Source organism: Streptomyces ipomoeae 91-03 (assembly GCF_000317595.1).
GTDB lineage: Bacteria > Actinomycetota > Actinomycetes > Streptomycetales > Streptomycetaceae > Streptomyces > Streptomyces ipomoeae.
Genome location: NZ_AEJC01000200.1, coordinates 1 through 13,719 on the forward strand (window position 1 = coordinate 1; position 13,719 = coordinate 13,719).

A 13,719-nucleotide genomic window follows, 5' to 3' on the forward strand; every position below is an offset into this window, starting at 1 on the left:
CCTGCTGCTCCTGGTCCCGCCCCGCTCACCGACCGACGAACTGGACACGGCGGCCTGAACTTTGAGCGGATTTCACGTCATCCGCCTTACCCAGGTTCCTACCGATCAGTAATCTCATCGGCCGTGACCAGTCGCAGATCTCACTCCAGCGCCAACTCCCCCACCGGGCCCGGCCTTGACTCCCTCACCCCGAGCCGCCGTACGGTCGTCAAGGCCGCCGCGGCCGGAGCAGTCCTCGCGGCGCCGCTGGCCGTCGCGCTCCCGGCGAGCGCCGCCGACGCGCCCGCGTTCATACACGGCGTGGCGTCGGGCGACCCACTGCCCGACGGCGTCCTGCTGTGGACCCGGGTGACGCCCACCGCGCAGGCCGTACCCGGTTCCGGGCTCGGTCCGGACATCGAGGTCGGCTGGACCGTGGCCCTGGACAAGGCGTTCACGAACGTCGTAGCCAAGGGCTCGATCACCGCGACCGCCGCCTCCGACCACACCGTCAAGGCGGACATACGCGGTCTCGCCCCCGCCACGGACTACTGGTTCCGCTTCTCCGCCGGCGGTGTCGACTCGCCCGCCGGCCGCACCCGTACGGCCCCCGCCGCCGACGCCGCCCCGGCCGGCCTGCGCTTCGGCGTGGTCTCCTGCGCCAACTGGGAGGGCGGCTACTTCGCCGCCTACCGCCATCTGGCCGCGCGCGGCGACCTGGACGCCTGGCTGCATCTCGGCGACTACATCTACGAGTACGGCACCGGCGAGTACGGCACCCGCGACAAGGTCGTACGACCGCACGCGCCGACGCACGAGATCCTGAACCTCGCCGACTACCGCGTCCGGCACGCCCGTTACAAGACCGACCCCGACCTCCAGGCGCTGCACGCGGCGGCGCCGGTCGTCGCCATCTGGGACGACCACGAGATGGCCAACGACGCCTGGTCGGGCGGTGCCGAGAACCACACCGAGGGCACGGAGGGCACCTGGGCGGCCCGCCAGGCCGCCGCCAAGCAGGCGTACTTCGAGTGGATGCCGGTGCGCCCGGCGATCGCGGGCACCACCTACCGCCGGCTGCGCTTCGGCAAGCTCGTCGACCTCTCCCTGCTCGATCTGCGCTCCTTCCGATCCCAGCAGGTGGGCATCGGCGACGGTGAGGTCGACGACCCGGACCGTACGCTCACCGGCCGGGCCCAACTCGACTGGCTGAAGGCGGGGTTGAAGTCCTCCGACACCACCTGGCGGCTCGTCGGCAACTCGGTGATGATCGCCCCGTTCGCCCTCGGCAACCTCACCGCCGACCTCTTCGAACCGCTCGCCGAGCTGCTCGGGCTGCCGAAGGAGGGCCTGGCCCTCAACCCCGACCAGTGGGACGGCTACACCGACGACCGCCGCGAACTCCTCGCCCATCTGCGGGAGAACGCGATCGCCAACACCGTCTTCCTCACCGGCGACATCCACATGGCCTGGGCCAACGATGTGCCCGTCAACGCCGGTACGTACCCGCTGTCCCCCTCCGCCGCCACGGAGTTCGTCGTCACCTCGGTCACCTCGGACAACCTCGACGACCTCGTCAAGGTCCCCGAGGGCACCGTCTCCGCGCTGGCCTCCCCGCTGATCCGCGCCGCCAACCGCCACGTCCACTGGGTCGACACCGACCGGCACGGCTACGGCGTCCTGGACATCACCGCCGCCCGGGCCCAGATGGACTTCTACGTCCTCTCCGACCGCACCAAGCCCGACGCGACCGCCTCCTGGGCCCGGTCGTACCGCACGCGCAGCGGAACGCAGAAGGTGGAACGCACGTACGACCCGGTATAGGCGCGCATACGACCCGGTTGAGCGGTCACAGCGTGTCGAGGAAGCCGAGCGCCACCTTCCAGGTGGCCTCGGCGGCCTCCTCGTCGTAGTCCGGCAGGTCGGGATCGGTGTAGAGGTGCCCGGCCCCGGCGTACCGGTAGACCTCGACGTCGGCGCCCGCCTTGCGCATCTGGAGGTACCAGGCGCTCAGCCAGTCGTCCGTCTCGAACGGGTCGGGCTCGGCCACGTGCAGCTGAACCGGCAGGTCGTCCACGGAGGCGTTGGGCGCGATGTCCGACGTGCCGTGCAGAAGCAGCAGCCCACGCGCCTTGGCATCGCCCAGGGCAAGCGTCTGCGCGGTGGCGGCGCCCAGCGAGAACCCGGCGTAGACGAGCCCTCGCTCGGAGTAGGGAGCCGCTGCCAGTACCGCCCGTCTGAGCAGTTCCTCCTTGCCCAGTTCCGCGTTGAAGGCCATGCCCTCCTCGACCGTGTCGAACGTCCGGCCCTCGAAGAGGTCCGGCGTCCACACCTCGTGTCCGGCGGCCCGCAACCGGTCCGCGGCCTGGCGCACGGCCGGCCTGAGGCCATAGGTCGAGTGGAAGAGCATGATGTTCATGAGGCCATGGTGCCAGCCGGGTACGACAACGACCGGCGCCACCCGAGGAGCGACCGGCGGCACCCGCATCACCGGGACTGCGGGCACCCGTACCCGGATGGCGGCCGAAGTCACATGTTCAGCACCCCGCGCCGCCGGTTACGTTCGAAGGCATGGAGAACCTACTCCGCCCCCTGATCGTCATCGGTGGCTCGGTCGTCCTCACGCTGCTCATCGGCTGGGCCACCGACCTGCTGCTGCGCAAGGCGGACCAGCGGCACCACGAGACCCCCCTGTGGGGCCTGCTGCGCCGCGGTCGCATCCCCTACCAGCTGGTGCTGTGCGCGGCCCTGCTCAGAGGCTCGTACCACGAGGCCAAGCTCCTGGAGCGGTACGACGGCGGCATCGGCCAGGCCCTGACGCTGGTGCTGATCGGGTCGACGGCCTGGCTGGTGGTCCGTATCGCGGCGGCGATCGTGGAGACGACGTACTCCCGCTACGCCCGCGCCCACCGCGACCCGGCCCGGGTACGCCGGGTGCGGACGCAGGTCACGCTGATCATGCGGGTGGTGACCGCGATCGTGGGCGTGGTGGCGGTGGCCTCCATGCTCCTCACCTTCCCGGCGATGCGCGCGGCCGGCGCCTCACTGCTGGCCTCGGCGGGCATCCTGGGCATCGTCGCCGGCATCGCCGCGCAGTCCACGCTCAGCAACCTCTTCGCGGGGCTGCAGATCGCCTTCGGCGACATGGTCCGCCTCGGTGACGTGGTCGTGGTGGAGGGCGAGTGGGGCACGGTGGACGAGATCACGCTCACCTTCCTGACGGTCCGCACCTGGGACGAACGCCGCATCACGATGCCCGTCTCGTACTTCACGTCGAAGCCCTTCGAGAACTGGTCCCGCGGCGGCGCCCAGATGACCGGCACGGTCTTCCTGCACGTCGACCACGCGGCCCCGCTGCCCGAGATGCGGGAGAAGCTCCGCGACATCCTGCGCGCCTGCTCCGCCTGGGACGGCCGCTACTACGACCTGACGGTCACCGACTCGACCCCCACCACCATGGAGGTCCGCGCCCTGGTCACCGCCAAGGACCCGGACGACCTGTGGACGGTCCGCGTCACGGTGCGCGAACAACTGATCCACTGGCTCACCGAGACACACCCGTACGCCCTCCCCCGCGTCAACACCGCCGACGCGGTCCTCCCCCCGACCCACCCGAACGCCCACGCGGACGGCATGGTCCCTCGCATCTCGCGGGGCCGCGTCCACGAACCGCCGAGGTCAGCGGGCCGGGGGTGACCCCCGGAACACCCGCGGCGACCGGGGGGCCTCCGTGCCCGTCCGTCGGACAGGAAGGCCCCCCGGACCTCAGTGTCCGCGCTCCGCGCCCCCGTTGACCTGGACGATCTGCGCGGTGACGTGCCCGGCCCCGGGCGAGGCGAGCCAGTGCAGTGTGTCGGCCACATCCGCCGGCGTACCGGCCCGGCCCGTCGAGGTCTCCGCGACGAGCCGGGCCCGCCTCGCCTCCTCGATCGCCCCACCGAAGAACTCGGTGTCCTCGATGTAACCCGGCGCCACGACGTTCACCGTGATCCCGCGCGGCCCGAACTCCCGCGCGAGATCGAAGGCGTACGGGTGCAGCGCCGCCTTGGAGGCGGCGTACGCCCCGCTGCCCGACCCCCGGTAGGCGGCGATGGACGAGAGGAACAGCACCCGGCCGCCCGGCGAGGCCAGCCGCTCCCGCAGCGCCTCCGTGAGCAGCACAGCGGTCAACGTGTTCAACCGGAAGTTGACCCCCCAGTGGTGAGCGACGGCATCGAGCGGATCATCCCCCTCCGTCGCAGGCTCCAGCGCTCCGCTCCCCCCGGCACTGTGGATCAGCACGTCCACGGTCCCGAACTCCGCCCCCACGAACTCGGCGACGCCTCGCACCCGTTCCACGTCGGCGAGATCCGCGGCATGGGTGAGCGCCCCGGGCACCCCCGCCTTCTCCAACACCTCGGCCCGCCGCCCGAGCAGCAACACCCGGTCCCCGTCCGCCGCGAAGGCGCGCGCCGCCGCGAGCCCGATTCCCGTACCGCCACCACTGATCACCACATTGCGTGCCATACGCCGAGCGTACGAAGCCCCGGATGCCCGAACCGCGATCCGGTGTGTATGACATGCACTTTTCACCAAGGAGTCACAGCCGGTCCCAAGGGCCCGACGGTCATCGCAGACTGCGCACATCCAGGTGCCGGAGCACCCGATCCACCACCTCCGGGTCCGCCCCCGGCTCACTCCGCGCGGCCAGCACCTCGTGCCGAGCCGCGCTCAGCATCTCCCCCTGGATCCGCCGCATCCTCCGAAGCCGCCGAACCCGCTGCTCATGCCCCTCCCTGCGCTCCTCCTCCCCCACGTCGGGACTGATCCGCACCCCGATCTCGAAGGCCCGCCGCAGCAGCCGCTCGGACAACTCCTCCGGCAGCTCCTCCTCTTCCTCGATCTCCTTGAGCCGCCGCTTGGCCGCCTTCGCGGCCCGCACCGCCAGCGCCTTCTCCAGTTCCTTCTCGGCCCCTTCGTCCGCCCGCACCCCCAACCTCCGTACGAGCCAGGGCAAGGTGAGCCCCTGCAACACGAGCGTCGCCATGATCACGCCGAACGCGATGAACACGATCTCGTCCCGGTCGGGAAAGGGAACCCCGTCCGAGGTCTCCAGCGGGATCGCGAGCGCCAACGCCACGGACGCCACCCCGCGCATCCCCGACCACCACATCACCACGGTCTCGCGCCACGACATCGGGATCTCCTCGTCGTAGTCCCGCTTCGCGTGCAACCGCCGGGCGAGCCATGTCGCGGGCAGCAGCCACAGCAGCCGTACCAGCACGACGACGGCCACGACCGCCGCCGCCCAGCCGAGCATCTCGCCCCACCGCCCGGACGCCGTCCTGATCGCGTTGTGCAGCTCAAGACCGATCAGCCCGAACGCGACGCCGGTGACCAGCGTGTCCACGACGTCCCAGACGGTGCGCCCGGCGAGCCGCGTCATGACGTCGTCCGCCCCGATCGCGTACTCCGCGAGGAACAGCGCGGTGGTGAGCACCGCGAGCACCCCGGACCCGTGCAGTTCCTCGGCCATCACATACGACGCGTACGGCACGAGGAGGGTCAGCCCGATCTGCAGCGTGGCGTCGTCGAGGAAGTCCATCAGCTTGTTGGCCGCCCAGCCGAGCGCGAGCCCCACGGCGACGGCGACGACGCCCGACAGCACGAGTTGGAGTGCGGCGCGGGGCAGCGAGAAGGATCCGCTGACGGCTGCCGTGATCGCCACATGGTAGAGCACGATGGCCGTCACGTCGTTGAAGAGACCCTCGCCCTCCAGGATCGACACCATCCGCCGGGGCAGCCCGAGTTGACCGGCCACGGCCGTCGCCGCCACCGGGTCGGGCGGTGCGACCAGGGCGCCGAGCGCCACGGCGGCGGCGATCGGCAGCCCGGGCACGATCGCGTTCGCCACGGCGGCCACTGCGGCCGTGGTCACGAACACCAGCGCCACGGCCAGCAGGAAGATCGGCCGCCGGTTGGCCGCGAACTGCCGCCACGAGGTCCGCCGCACCGCCGCGTACAGCAGCGGCGGCAGCAACAGCGGCAGGATGAACTCCGGCGGGATGTCCACATTGGGCACGAAGCCTGGTATGGCGAGAGAGATCCCGAGCAGCGTCATCAGCACCGGGGCCGGCAACAGGAGCCGCTCCCCCACCGGCACGCTCACCACGGCCCCGAGCAACAACACGAACAACAGGGCCAACTGGTCCATGGCGGCGCTCCGCTGGAACTAGACGATCAAAACCGACCGGATGCCCCCAGTGCCCTACCCCTCCGTCGGACGCTGAAGCCCCCGCCGCATCGCCCGGTGCGGTATCCCCGCGTCGAGGAACTCAGGCCCGTGCGCCACGTACCCCAACCGCTCGTAGAACCCCAGAGCATGGGTCTGCGCGCCCAGGTCCACCGCTGTCAGCCCGAGCGCGCGTGCCGCCTCCTCGACGGCCCGCACCAACGCGACGCCGACACCGAGCCCCCGGGCCTCCCGCAGCACGGCGAGCCGCCCCAGCACCCCCACACCGGGTTCCCCGCCGGTCTTCGCGGCGGCGGCCTGACCATGCAACAGCCGCCCGGCCCCGAGCGGCAGCCCGTCGTCCCGGACGGCGAGCACATGCACGGCCACCTCGTCGTACGCGTCGTACTCCAGGTGCTCCGGCACTCCCTGCTCGACGACGAAGACCTCCTTGCGCACCGCGAAGCACGCCTCGCGGTCACCGGGATCCTCGGCGACCCGCACCGCGTACGAAGCGGGCTCCGGGCTCACGCGTACGTCTCCTCCCTCACCTTGTCCAGCGCCTTCTGCAGGTCCGCGGGGTAGTCGCTCTCGAACTCGACCCACCCCCCGTCCCCGGGATGCTCGAACCCGAGCCGCACCGCGTGCAGCCACTGACGGGTGAGCCCCAGCCGCTTGGCGAGCGTGGGGTCGGCGCCGTACGTCAGGTCTCCCACGCACGGGTGCCGGTGGGCGGACATGTGGACCCGGATCTGATGCGTACGCCCGGTCTCCAGCTTGATGTCGAGCAGCGAGGCGGCCCGGAACGCCTCGACGAGGTCGTAGTGCGTGACGGACGGCTTGCCCTCGGCGATGACGGCCCACTTGTAGTCGTGGTTCGGATGCCGCCCGATGGGCGCGTCGATCGTGCCGCTGGTCGGATCGGGGTGGCCCTGGACCAGCGTGTGGTACCGCTTGTCGACAGTGCGCTCCTTGAACTGCCGCTTCAGGAACGTGTACGCGTACTCCGACTTGGCGACCACCATCAGCCCGGACGTGCCCACGTCGAGCCGGTGCACGATGCCCTGCCGCTCGGCGGCGCCGGACGTCGAGATCCGGTACCCGGCGGCGGCGAGCCCGCCGATAACGGTCGGCCCGGACCAGCCGGGGCTCGGGTGCGCGGCCACTCCCACCGGCTTGGCTATCACGACCACGTCATCGTCGTCGTGCACGATCTCCATGCCCTCGACCGGCTCGGCGACCACCTGCACCGGCGCGGGCGCCTGCGGCATCTCGACCTCCAGCCAGGCCCCGCCCCGCACCCGCTCGGACTTGCCGACCACCGACCCGTCGACCGTGACCTTCCCCGCGGCGGCGAGCTCGGCCGCCTTGGTACGGGAGAAGCCGAACATGCGGGAGATGGCGGCGTCGACACGCTCGCCCTCCAGGCCGTCGGGCACGGGCAGGGTACGGATCTCGGGAATCGTGCTCACCCGTCGAGTATGCCGGACCGCCACGACACGCCCGACCGCGCCTGTGGACAACTCCCGACCACGACCCTCACCGGAGTCCCCGGCCATGGCCGAAAGCGCTTCCCCGGCCTTGCGGACCGCGGTCTCTCCGCTTCCGGCCCTCGTGGACCCTGGTCCTTGCGGCCCGCCAGTCCTTGCGGCCCCTCAGTCCTTGCGGCCCCTCAGTCCTTGTGGACCGTCCCGTCCGGGTCGAGCCCCCGGAACGACAGCAGCACGATCAGGATGCCGCCGCACACGATCGCCGAGTCCGCGAGGTTGAACACGGCGAACCCCTTGGGCGCGATGAAGTCGACGACCGCGCCCTCGAAGACGCCCGGCGAGCGGAAGATCCGGTCGGTGAGGTTGCCCAGCGCACCGCCGAGCAGCAGGCCGAGCGCGATCGCCCAGGGCAGGCTGTACAGCTTGCGGGCGAGCCGGGCGATCACCACGATCACGATCGCCGCGATCATCGTGAAGATGATCGTGAAGGCCTCCCCGATGCCGAAGGCCGCGCCCGCGTTACGGATCGCCTCGAACTTCAGCCAGTCCCCGATGATCTCGATCGGCTCGTGGTGCTCCAGCTTCGCGACCACGATCATCTTGCTGACCAGGTCGAGCGCGTACGCCAGGGCGGCGACCCCGAACAGCACGGCGATCCGGCGCTTGCCGCGCGGGCGCGCGCCCGCGTCGGCCCGAGCCGCCTCGGCGCCGTTCTCCACCTCGGACTGCTCCGGGTCCGCGCCCGCCGCTTCTGGGATGTCCGGCGTACCGATGATGCGCTCCGCCTCTGCCACGTGAGTCCCTCAACCTAGGTTCCTGACTGAGGACAAAGGTACGACACGACCTCCGTGGAGCAGGGCACAGGCGACGATCACTATCGGCGTTCCTGCTTCTGCTTGCACTCCACGCACAGCGTGGCCCGCGGGAAGGCCTGCATACGCGCCTTTCCGATGGGATTGCCGCAGTTCTCGCAGAGCCCGTACGTGCCCGCGTCGAGGCGCTCCAGGGCGCGCTCGGTCTGGTCGAGCATCTCGCGCGCGTTGTGGGCCAGCGCCAGTTCGTGCTCGCGCGTGATGTTCTTGGCGCCGGTGTCGGCCTGGTCGTCGCCGGCACCGTCCCCGGAGTCCCGCATGAGCCCCGTGAGCGCCTGCTCGGACACCTCCAGCTCGGTCCGCAGCCGCATCGCCTCGGACATCAGCTCCGTACGCGCCTCCTCCACCTCTGCGGGTGTCCAGGGGTCCTCGCCGGCGCGTACCGCGAGCTCGCCGGGTGCCGCGGCGGGCCGTGCCTTGGGGACGGCGGTGGGCTTCTTCGCCGCCGTAGCCGTACCAGGAGTGTTCTTCGTAACCACCGTCGTGGCTCCCGTCGTCTCGGCGGCCTCGGCCGCGCCCACCTTCTTGACCGTACGTTTGGCAGTGGTGCTCTCAGCGCTGCTCTTGTTGGAGGTGCTTTCCGCTGACGCGCTCCCGGAGGTGTTCTTCCTGGGCGCGCTCTCCGTGGAAGCGCTCTCGGTGGTGCTCTTCTCGGCCGCGCTCTTCGTGGCGGCACGCTTGGTGGAACTGCTCGTGGCCGCGCCCTTCGCAGCGGCGTCCTTGGCCGCCGTCCTCGCGGCGGTGCTCTTCTTGGCCACGGTCTTCTTCCCGGTGACCGTCCTCCCCGTGGCTTTGGAGGCAGCCGTCTTCTTCTTGGTCACCCGCACGGCCCCGGCCCCCCGCGCACCTTCCTCCGTGGCGTCGGCCCTCGGGCCCACGGCGGCCGTACTCGTATCGCCCTTCTTCGCAGTGGCCCTCGTAGTGGCCGTTTTCCGGGGGGTTGTCTTCTCGGTACCCGCCTTCACTTCCGAGGTCGCACGGACCTGCTTCCTCCCGCTCACATTCTTCGCCGCCGCACCTCCGAAGGCACGCCCACCGCCGGAGGTATCCGTACCGCCGGAGGCCACCGTGGATCTGCCGGACGCCGACTGCTGTACGGCGGTCTTCTTCGCCACCATGGCCGCGGCCCCTTCACGTATTGTGATCTTGCTCGCGCGTCGTGCTGGGACGATAAATCGACTTGAATCCCGCGGCAACGGGGCACACCACCCATTCCACCCGCCCCGCGACCGTCGCGCGACGAGCCTTCAAGCGTTGTGCCCAGCTCCCCGCCGGGTATTCCGCCGCGTCGCACGTCCCAGGATCCGGACGCCCGACCCGCTCCATTCGGGTCACCCCGCAGGTCACCGCGTCCCAGCGCGTCAGCCCCCCGCAGGCCCCCCTTTAGCCCTCCCCCGGCCGCTCGAAAACCGGTCGGCCGCTGTCCGCGCGGCGCCGTACACTGGGCGGAGCGAAAAGCGTGGATGGGGACGAGTAGCGCCGTACGCAGCCAAGAGCGACCCGGGGCCGGTGGAAGCCCGGGGGCGAGCGCGACGTGAAGATCACCCCGGAGCCGCCGGAAGAAAGCCGAGATCCAAGGGGCTCGGCGAGTAGACCCGGCATCGCGACCTCAATGAGGGGGCTCACCGGTGCGTACGGCGCACGGGGGAGCCAAGGAGGGTGGTACCGCGGGAGCGCGCCGCACACGGCGTACGAAGGATCGAGGCTCTCGTCCCTCCGACGGAAGGCAGCAAGTCCGTTGGAGGAAGCCCGCTCATGACAGAGCCGACGTACCGCCAGGTGCCCGCCCAGGTCGACCTGCCCGCGCTCGAGCACGCCGTGCTCGACTTCTGGCGCGAGCAGAAGATCTTCGCCAAGAGCCTGGAGCAGTCCGAGGGCCGCCCCGAGTGGGTGTTCTACGAAGGCCCGCCCACCGCCAACGGCATGCCGGGCGCCCACCACATCGAGGCCCGCGTCTTCAAGGACGTCTTCCCCCGCTTCCGCACCATGCGCGGCTACCACGTGGCCCGCAAGGCCGGCTGGGACTGCCACGGCCTGCCCGTGGAGCTGGCGGTCGAGAAGGAACTCGGCTTCAGCGGCAAGAAGGACATCGAGGCGTACGGCATCGCCGAGTTCAACGCCAAGTGCCGTGAGTCCGTGCTCCGCCACACCGACGCGTTCTCCGACCTGACGACCCGCATGGGCTACTGGGTCGACCTGGACGACGCGTACGTCACGATGGAGCCCGAGTACATCGAGTCCGTCTGGTGGTCGCTGAAGGAGATCTTCAAGAAGGGCCTGCTGGTCCAGGACCACCGCGTGGCCCCCTGGTGCCCCCGCTGCGGCACCGGTCTGTCGGACCACGAGCTGGCGCAGGGCTACGAGACGGTCGTCGACCCCTCGGTGTACGTCCGTTTCCCGCTCACCTCCGGTCCGCTCGCCGGTGAGGCCGCGCTCCTGGTGTGGACGACGACGCCCTGGACCCTTGTCTCCAACACGGCTGTGGCCGCCCATCCCGACGTCACATACGTCGTCGCGACGAACGGCGCGGAGAAGCTCGTCGTCGCCGAACCGCTCGTCGCCAAGGCGCTCGGCGAGGGCTGGGAGACCACCGGCCAGACCTTCACCGGCGCCGAGATGGAGCGCTGGTCATATCAACGTCCGTTCGAGCTGGTGGAGTTCCCGAGCGTCAGCGAGGGAGCCAATGGGCACAGCCCGGCCGAGGCGCATTTCGTGGTGAACGCCGAGTACGTCACGACCGAGGACGGCACGGGTCTGGTCCACCAGTCCCCCGCCTTCGGTGAGGACGACCTCAAGGTCTGCCGCGCGTACGGCCTGCCCGTGGTGAACCCGGTGCGCCCCGACGGCACCTTCGAGGAGGACGTCCCCCTCGTCGGCGGCGTCTTCTTCAAGAAGGCGGACGAAAAGCTCACCGAAGACCTCGACAACCGCGGTCTGCTCTTCAGGCACATCCCGTACGAGCACAGCTACCCGCACTGCTGGCGCTGCCACACCGCGCTCCTCTACTACGCGCAGCCGTCCTGGTACATCCGCACCACCGCCGTCAAGGACCGCCTCCTCCAGGAGAACGAGAACACCAACTGGTTCCCGGACACGGTCAAGAACGGCCGGTACGGTGACTGGCTGAACAACAACATCGACTGGGCGCTCTCCCGCAACCGCTACTGGGGCACCCCGCTGCCGATCTGGCGCTGCGAGGAGAACCACCTCACCTGCGTGGGCTCCCGCGCGGAGCTGACCGAGCTGTCGGGCACCGACCAGTCGGCCCTCGACCCGCACCGCCCGTTCATCGACGAGGTCACCTTCGCGTGCCCCCAGGACGGCTGCGGCAGCACCGCCACACGCGTCCCCGAGGTCATCGACGCCTGGTACGACTCGGGCTCGATGCCGTTCGCGCAGTGGGGCTACCCGTACAAGAACAAGGAGCTGTTCGAGTCCCGCTACCCGGCGCAGTTCATCTCCGAGGCCATCGACCAGACCCGCGGCTGGTTCTACACGCTGATGGCCGTCGGCACCCTGGTGTTCGACAAGTCGTCGTACGAGAACGTCGTGTGCCTCGGCCACATCCTCGCCGAGGACGGCCGCAAGATGTCCAAGCACCTGGGCAACATCCTGCAGCCGATCCCGCTCATGGACCAGCACGGCGCCGACGCGGTCCGCTGGTTCATGGCGGCCGGCGGCTCCCCGTGGGCGGCCCGCCGCGTGGGCCACGGCACCATCCAGGAGGTCGTCCGCAAGACGCTCCTCACGTACTGGAACACGGTCGCCTTCCAGGCCCTGTACGCCCGTACGTCGAACTGGGCGCCCAGCACGGCGGACCCGGCCCCGGCCGACCGCCCCGTCCTGGACCGCTGGCTGCTCTCCGAACTCCACGCGCTCACCGACCAGGTGACCCAGTCCCTGGAGGCGTACGACACCCAGCGCGCCGGCAAGCTGCTCTCCGCGTTCGTCGACGACCTGTCCAACTGGTACGTACGCCGCTCGCGCCGCCGCTTCTGGCAGGGCGACAAGGCCGCGCTGCGCACCCTGCACGAGGTCGTCGAGACGGTCACCAAGCTGATGGCCCCGCTGACCCCGTTCATCACCGAGCGGGTCTGGCAGGACCTGGTGGTCCCGGTCACCCCCGGTGCCCCGGAGTCGGTGCACCTGGCGTCCTGGCCGGAGGCGGACCTGTCCGCGATCGACCCGGCGCTGTCGAAGCAGATGGTCCTGGTCCGTCGCCTCGTCGAACTGGGCCGTGCCACGCGCGCGGAGTCGGGCGTGAAGACGCGCCAGCCGCTGAAGCGCGCCCTGATCGCCGCGACCGGCTTCGACACCCTCGACCGTGAGCTGCACGCGCAGATCACGGAGGAGCTCAACGTCGAGTCCCTGGCCTCCCTCTCGGAGGTGGGAGGCAGCCTGGTCGACACGACCGCGAAGGCCAACTTCCGCGCCCTGGGCAAGCGGTTCGGCAAGCGCGTCCAGGATGTGGCGAAGGCCATCGCGAACGCGGACGCGGCGGCGCTGTCCCTGGCCCTGCGCGAGGGCACGGCGTCGGTCGAGGTCGACGGCGAGACGATCACGCTCGCCCCCGACGAGGTCATCATCACGGAGACCCCGCGCGAGGGCTGGTCGGTCGCCTCCGACTCCGGCGCCACGGTCGCCCTGGACCTGGAGATCACGGAGGAGCTGCGCCGGGCGGGCCTCGCCCGTGACGCGATCCGCCTGATCCAGGAGGCCCGCAAGAACAGCGGCCTGGACGTGGCCGACCGCATCGCGCTGCGCTGGACAGCCACGGACCCGGCGGTGGCCGCGGCACTCAACGACCACGCCGGCTTGATCGCCGACGAGGTTCTGGCGACGGACTTCGCCCAGGGCGAGGCCGACGGCACATACGGCACGCCGTTCACGGACGAGGGCCTCGGCCTGACGTTCCGCCTGCGCAAGGCGTAACGCTCCGCCGAGCCGAGCCGCTTCCTGCCCGGAAGGGCCGTCCCCGCACCTGCGGCCGGTACATGGCTGATCGCGCGGTTGTTCGAGCGCGACGAGACGATCACGGTGACGCCCCTGCGCGCCTTCCCGGTGGTCCGCGACCTCGTCACGGACGTCGGCTTCAACTACACCGAGGCACGCCAGGTCCCGGCCGTCGTCCCGCCGGAGGGGCTCGGCCCGGGCGAGTACCGCATGA

The 13,719-nt window shown here is 70.6% G+C and carries 10 protein-coding genes and 1 pseudogene; 4 read left to right on the plus strand and 7 right to left on the minus strand.

The genetic code is table 11. The annotated features are described in order from the left end of the window. Positions 1–123: 123 nt before the first annotated feature. Positions 124–1,803 carry an alkaline phosphatase D family protein gene (locus STRIP9103_RS13295; RefSeq protein WP_009309860.1) on the plus strand — a complete coding sequence of 560 codons (1,680 nt, stop codon included), beginning with the start codon at positions 124–126 and terminating at the stop codon, positions 1,801–1,803. 25 nt (positions 1,804–1,828) lie between these two features. Here the strand turns inward: STRIP9103_RS13295 and STRIP9103_RS13300 are convergent, their stop codons facing one another. Next, complete coding sequence (locus tag STRIP9103_RS13300) at positions 1,829–2,398, minus strand: dienelactone hydrolase family protein (protein WP_048820218.1); 570 nt, start codon at positions 2,396–2,398, stop codon at positions 1,829–1,831. Positions 2,399–2,550: 152 nt separating this feature from the next. Between STRIP9103_RS13300 and STRIP9103_RS13305 the strand changes: the two genes are divergently transcribed. Next, the gene (locus tag STRIP9103_RS13305) at positions 2,551–3,675 is read left to right on the plus strand and encodes a mechanosensitive ion channel family protein (RefSeq protein WP_009309856.1); all 1,125 of its coding nucleotides are present in this window, start codon (positions 2,551–2,553) and stop codon (positions 3,673–3,675) included. 69 nt (positions 3,676–3,744) lie between these two features. On the opposite strand, the gene STRIP9103_RS13310 is transcribed toward STRIP9103_RS13305, so the two are convergent. The 6 genes from STRIP9103_RS13310 to STRIP9103_RS13335 all read right to left on the minus strand — a co-directional run bounded on the left by STRIP9103_RS13310 (position 3,745) and on the right by STRIP9103_RS13335 (position 9,670). Continuing rightward, complete coding sequence (locus tag STRIP9103_RS13310) at positions 3,745–4,485, minus strand: SDR family NAD(P)-dependent oxidoreductase (RefSeq protein ID WP_009309851.1); 741 nt, start codon at positions 4,483–4,485, stop codon at positions 3,745–3,747. Between the two features lie 100 nt (positions 4,486–4,585). Next, entirely contained in the window at positions 4,586–6,172 is a 1,587-nt protein-coding gene (locus STRIP9103_RS13315; protein WP_009309858.1) for a Na+/H+ antiporter, read from the minus strand. Positions 6,173–6,226: 54 nt separating this feature from the next. Continuing rightward, entirely contained in the window at positions 6,227–6,721 is a 495-nt protein-coding gene (locus STRIP9103_RS13320) for a GNAT family N-acetyltransferase (protein WP_009309853.1), read from the minus strand. Next, on the minus strand, positions 6,718–7,662 hold the full coding sequence (locus STRIP9103_RS13325) for an RluA family pseudouridine synthase (protein WP_048820217.1): 945 nt from the start codon (positions 7,660–7,662) through the stop codon (positions 6,718–6,720). The genes STRIP9103_RS13320 and STRIP9103_RS13325 overlap by 4 nt, the downstream gene beginning before the upstream one ends. 200 nt (positions 7,663–7,862) lie before the next feature. Beyond that, positions 7,863–8,474, minus strand: a complete 612-nt coding sequence (lspA, locus tag STRIP9103_RS13330) for a signal peptidase II (RefSeq protein ID WP_009309850.1) — start codon at positions 8,472–8,474, stop codon at positions 7,863–7,865. Between the two features lie 80 nt (positions 8,475–8,554). Next, a complete protein-coding gene (locus STRIP9103_RS13335; RefSeq protein ID WP_009309863.1) occupies positions 8,555–9,670 on the minus strand; it encodes a TraR/DksA family transcriptional regulator in 1,116 nt (371 codons plus the stop codon). A gap of 637 nt (positions 9,671–10,307) precedes the next feature. Here STRIP9103_RS13335 and ileS point away from each other — a divergent pair. Together ileS and STRIP9103_RS13345 are read left to right on the plus strand one after the other, a co-directional pair. After that, positions 10,308–13,484: an isoleucine--tRNA ligase gene (gene ileS / locus STRIP9103_RS13340; RefSeq protein WP_009309857.1), complete on the plus strand. Its 3,177-nt coding sequence runs from the start codon at positions 10,308–10,310 to the stop codon at positions 13,482–13,484. 78 nt (positions 13,485–13,562) lie between these two features. Further along, positions 13,563–13,719 (plus strand): annotated as a pseudogene (locus STRIP9103_RS13345) (succinate dehydrogenase/fumarate reductase iron-sulfur subunit); the annotation flags it as partial.

What these genes read in the sequence shown, in the direction of transcription:
- STRIP9103_RS13305 (WP_009309856.1), top strand. Translation starts at nt 2,551, where the DNA reads ATGGAGAACCTACTCCGCCCCCTGATCGTCATCGGTGGCTCGGTCGTC.
- STRIP9103_RS13300 (WP_048820218.1), bottom strand. Translation starts at nt 2,398, where the DNA reads ATGAACATCATGCTCTTCCACTCGACCTATGGCCTCAGGCCGGCCGTG.
- STRIP9103_RS13335 (WP_009309863.1), bottom strand. Translation starts at nt 9,670, where the DNA reads ATGGTGGCGAAGAAGACCGCCGTACAGCAGTCGGCGTCCGGCAGATCC.
- STRIP9103_RS13310 (WP_009309851.1), bottom strand. Translation starts at nt 4,485, where the DNA reads ATGGCACGCAATGTGGTGATCAGTGGTGGCGGTACGGGAATCGGGCTC.
- STRIP9103_RS13315 (WP_009309858.1), bottom strand. Translation starts at nt 6,172, where the DNA reads ATGGACCAGTTGGCCCTGTTGTTCGTGTTGTTGCTCGGGGCCGTGGTG.
- ileS (WP_009309857.1), top strand. Translation starts at nt 10,308, where the DNA reads ATGACAGAGCCGACGTACCGCCAGGTGCCCGCCCAGGTCGACCTGCCC.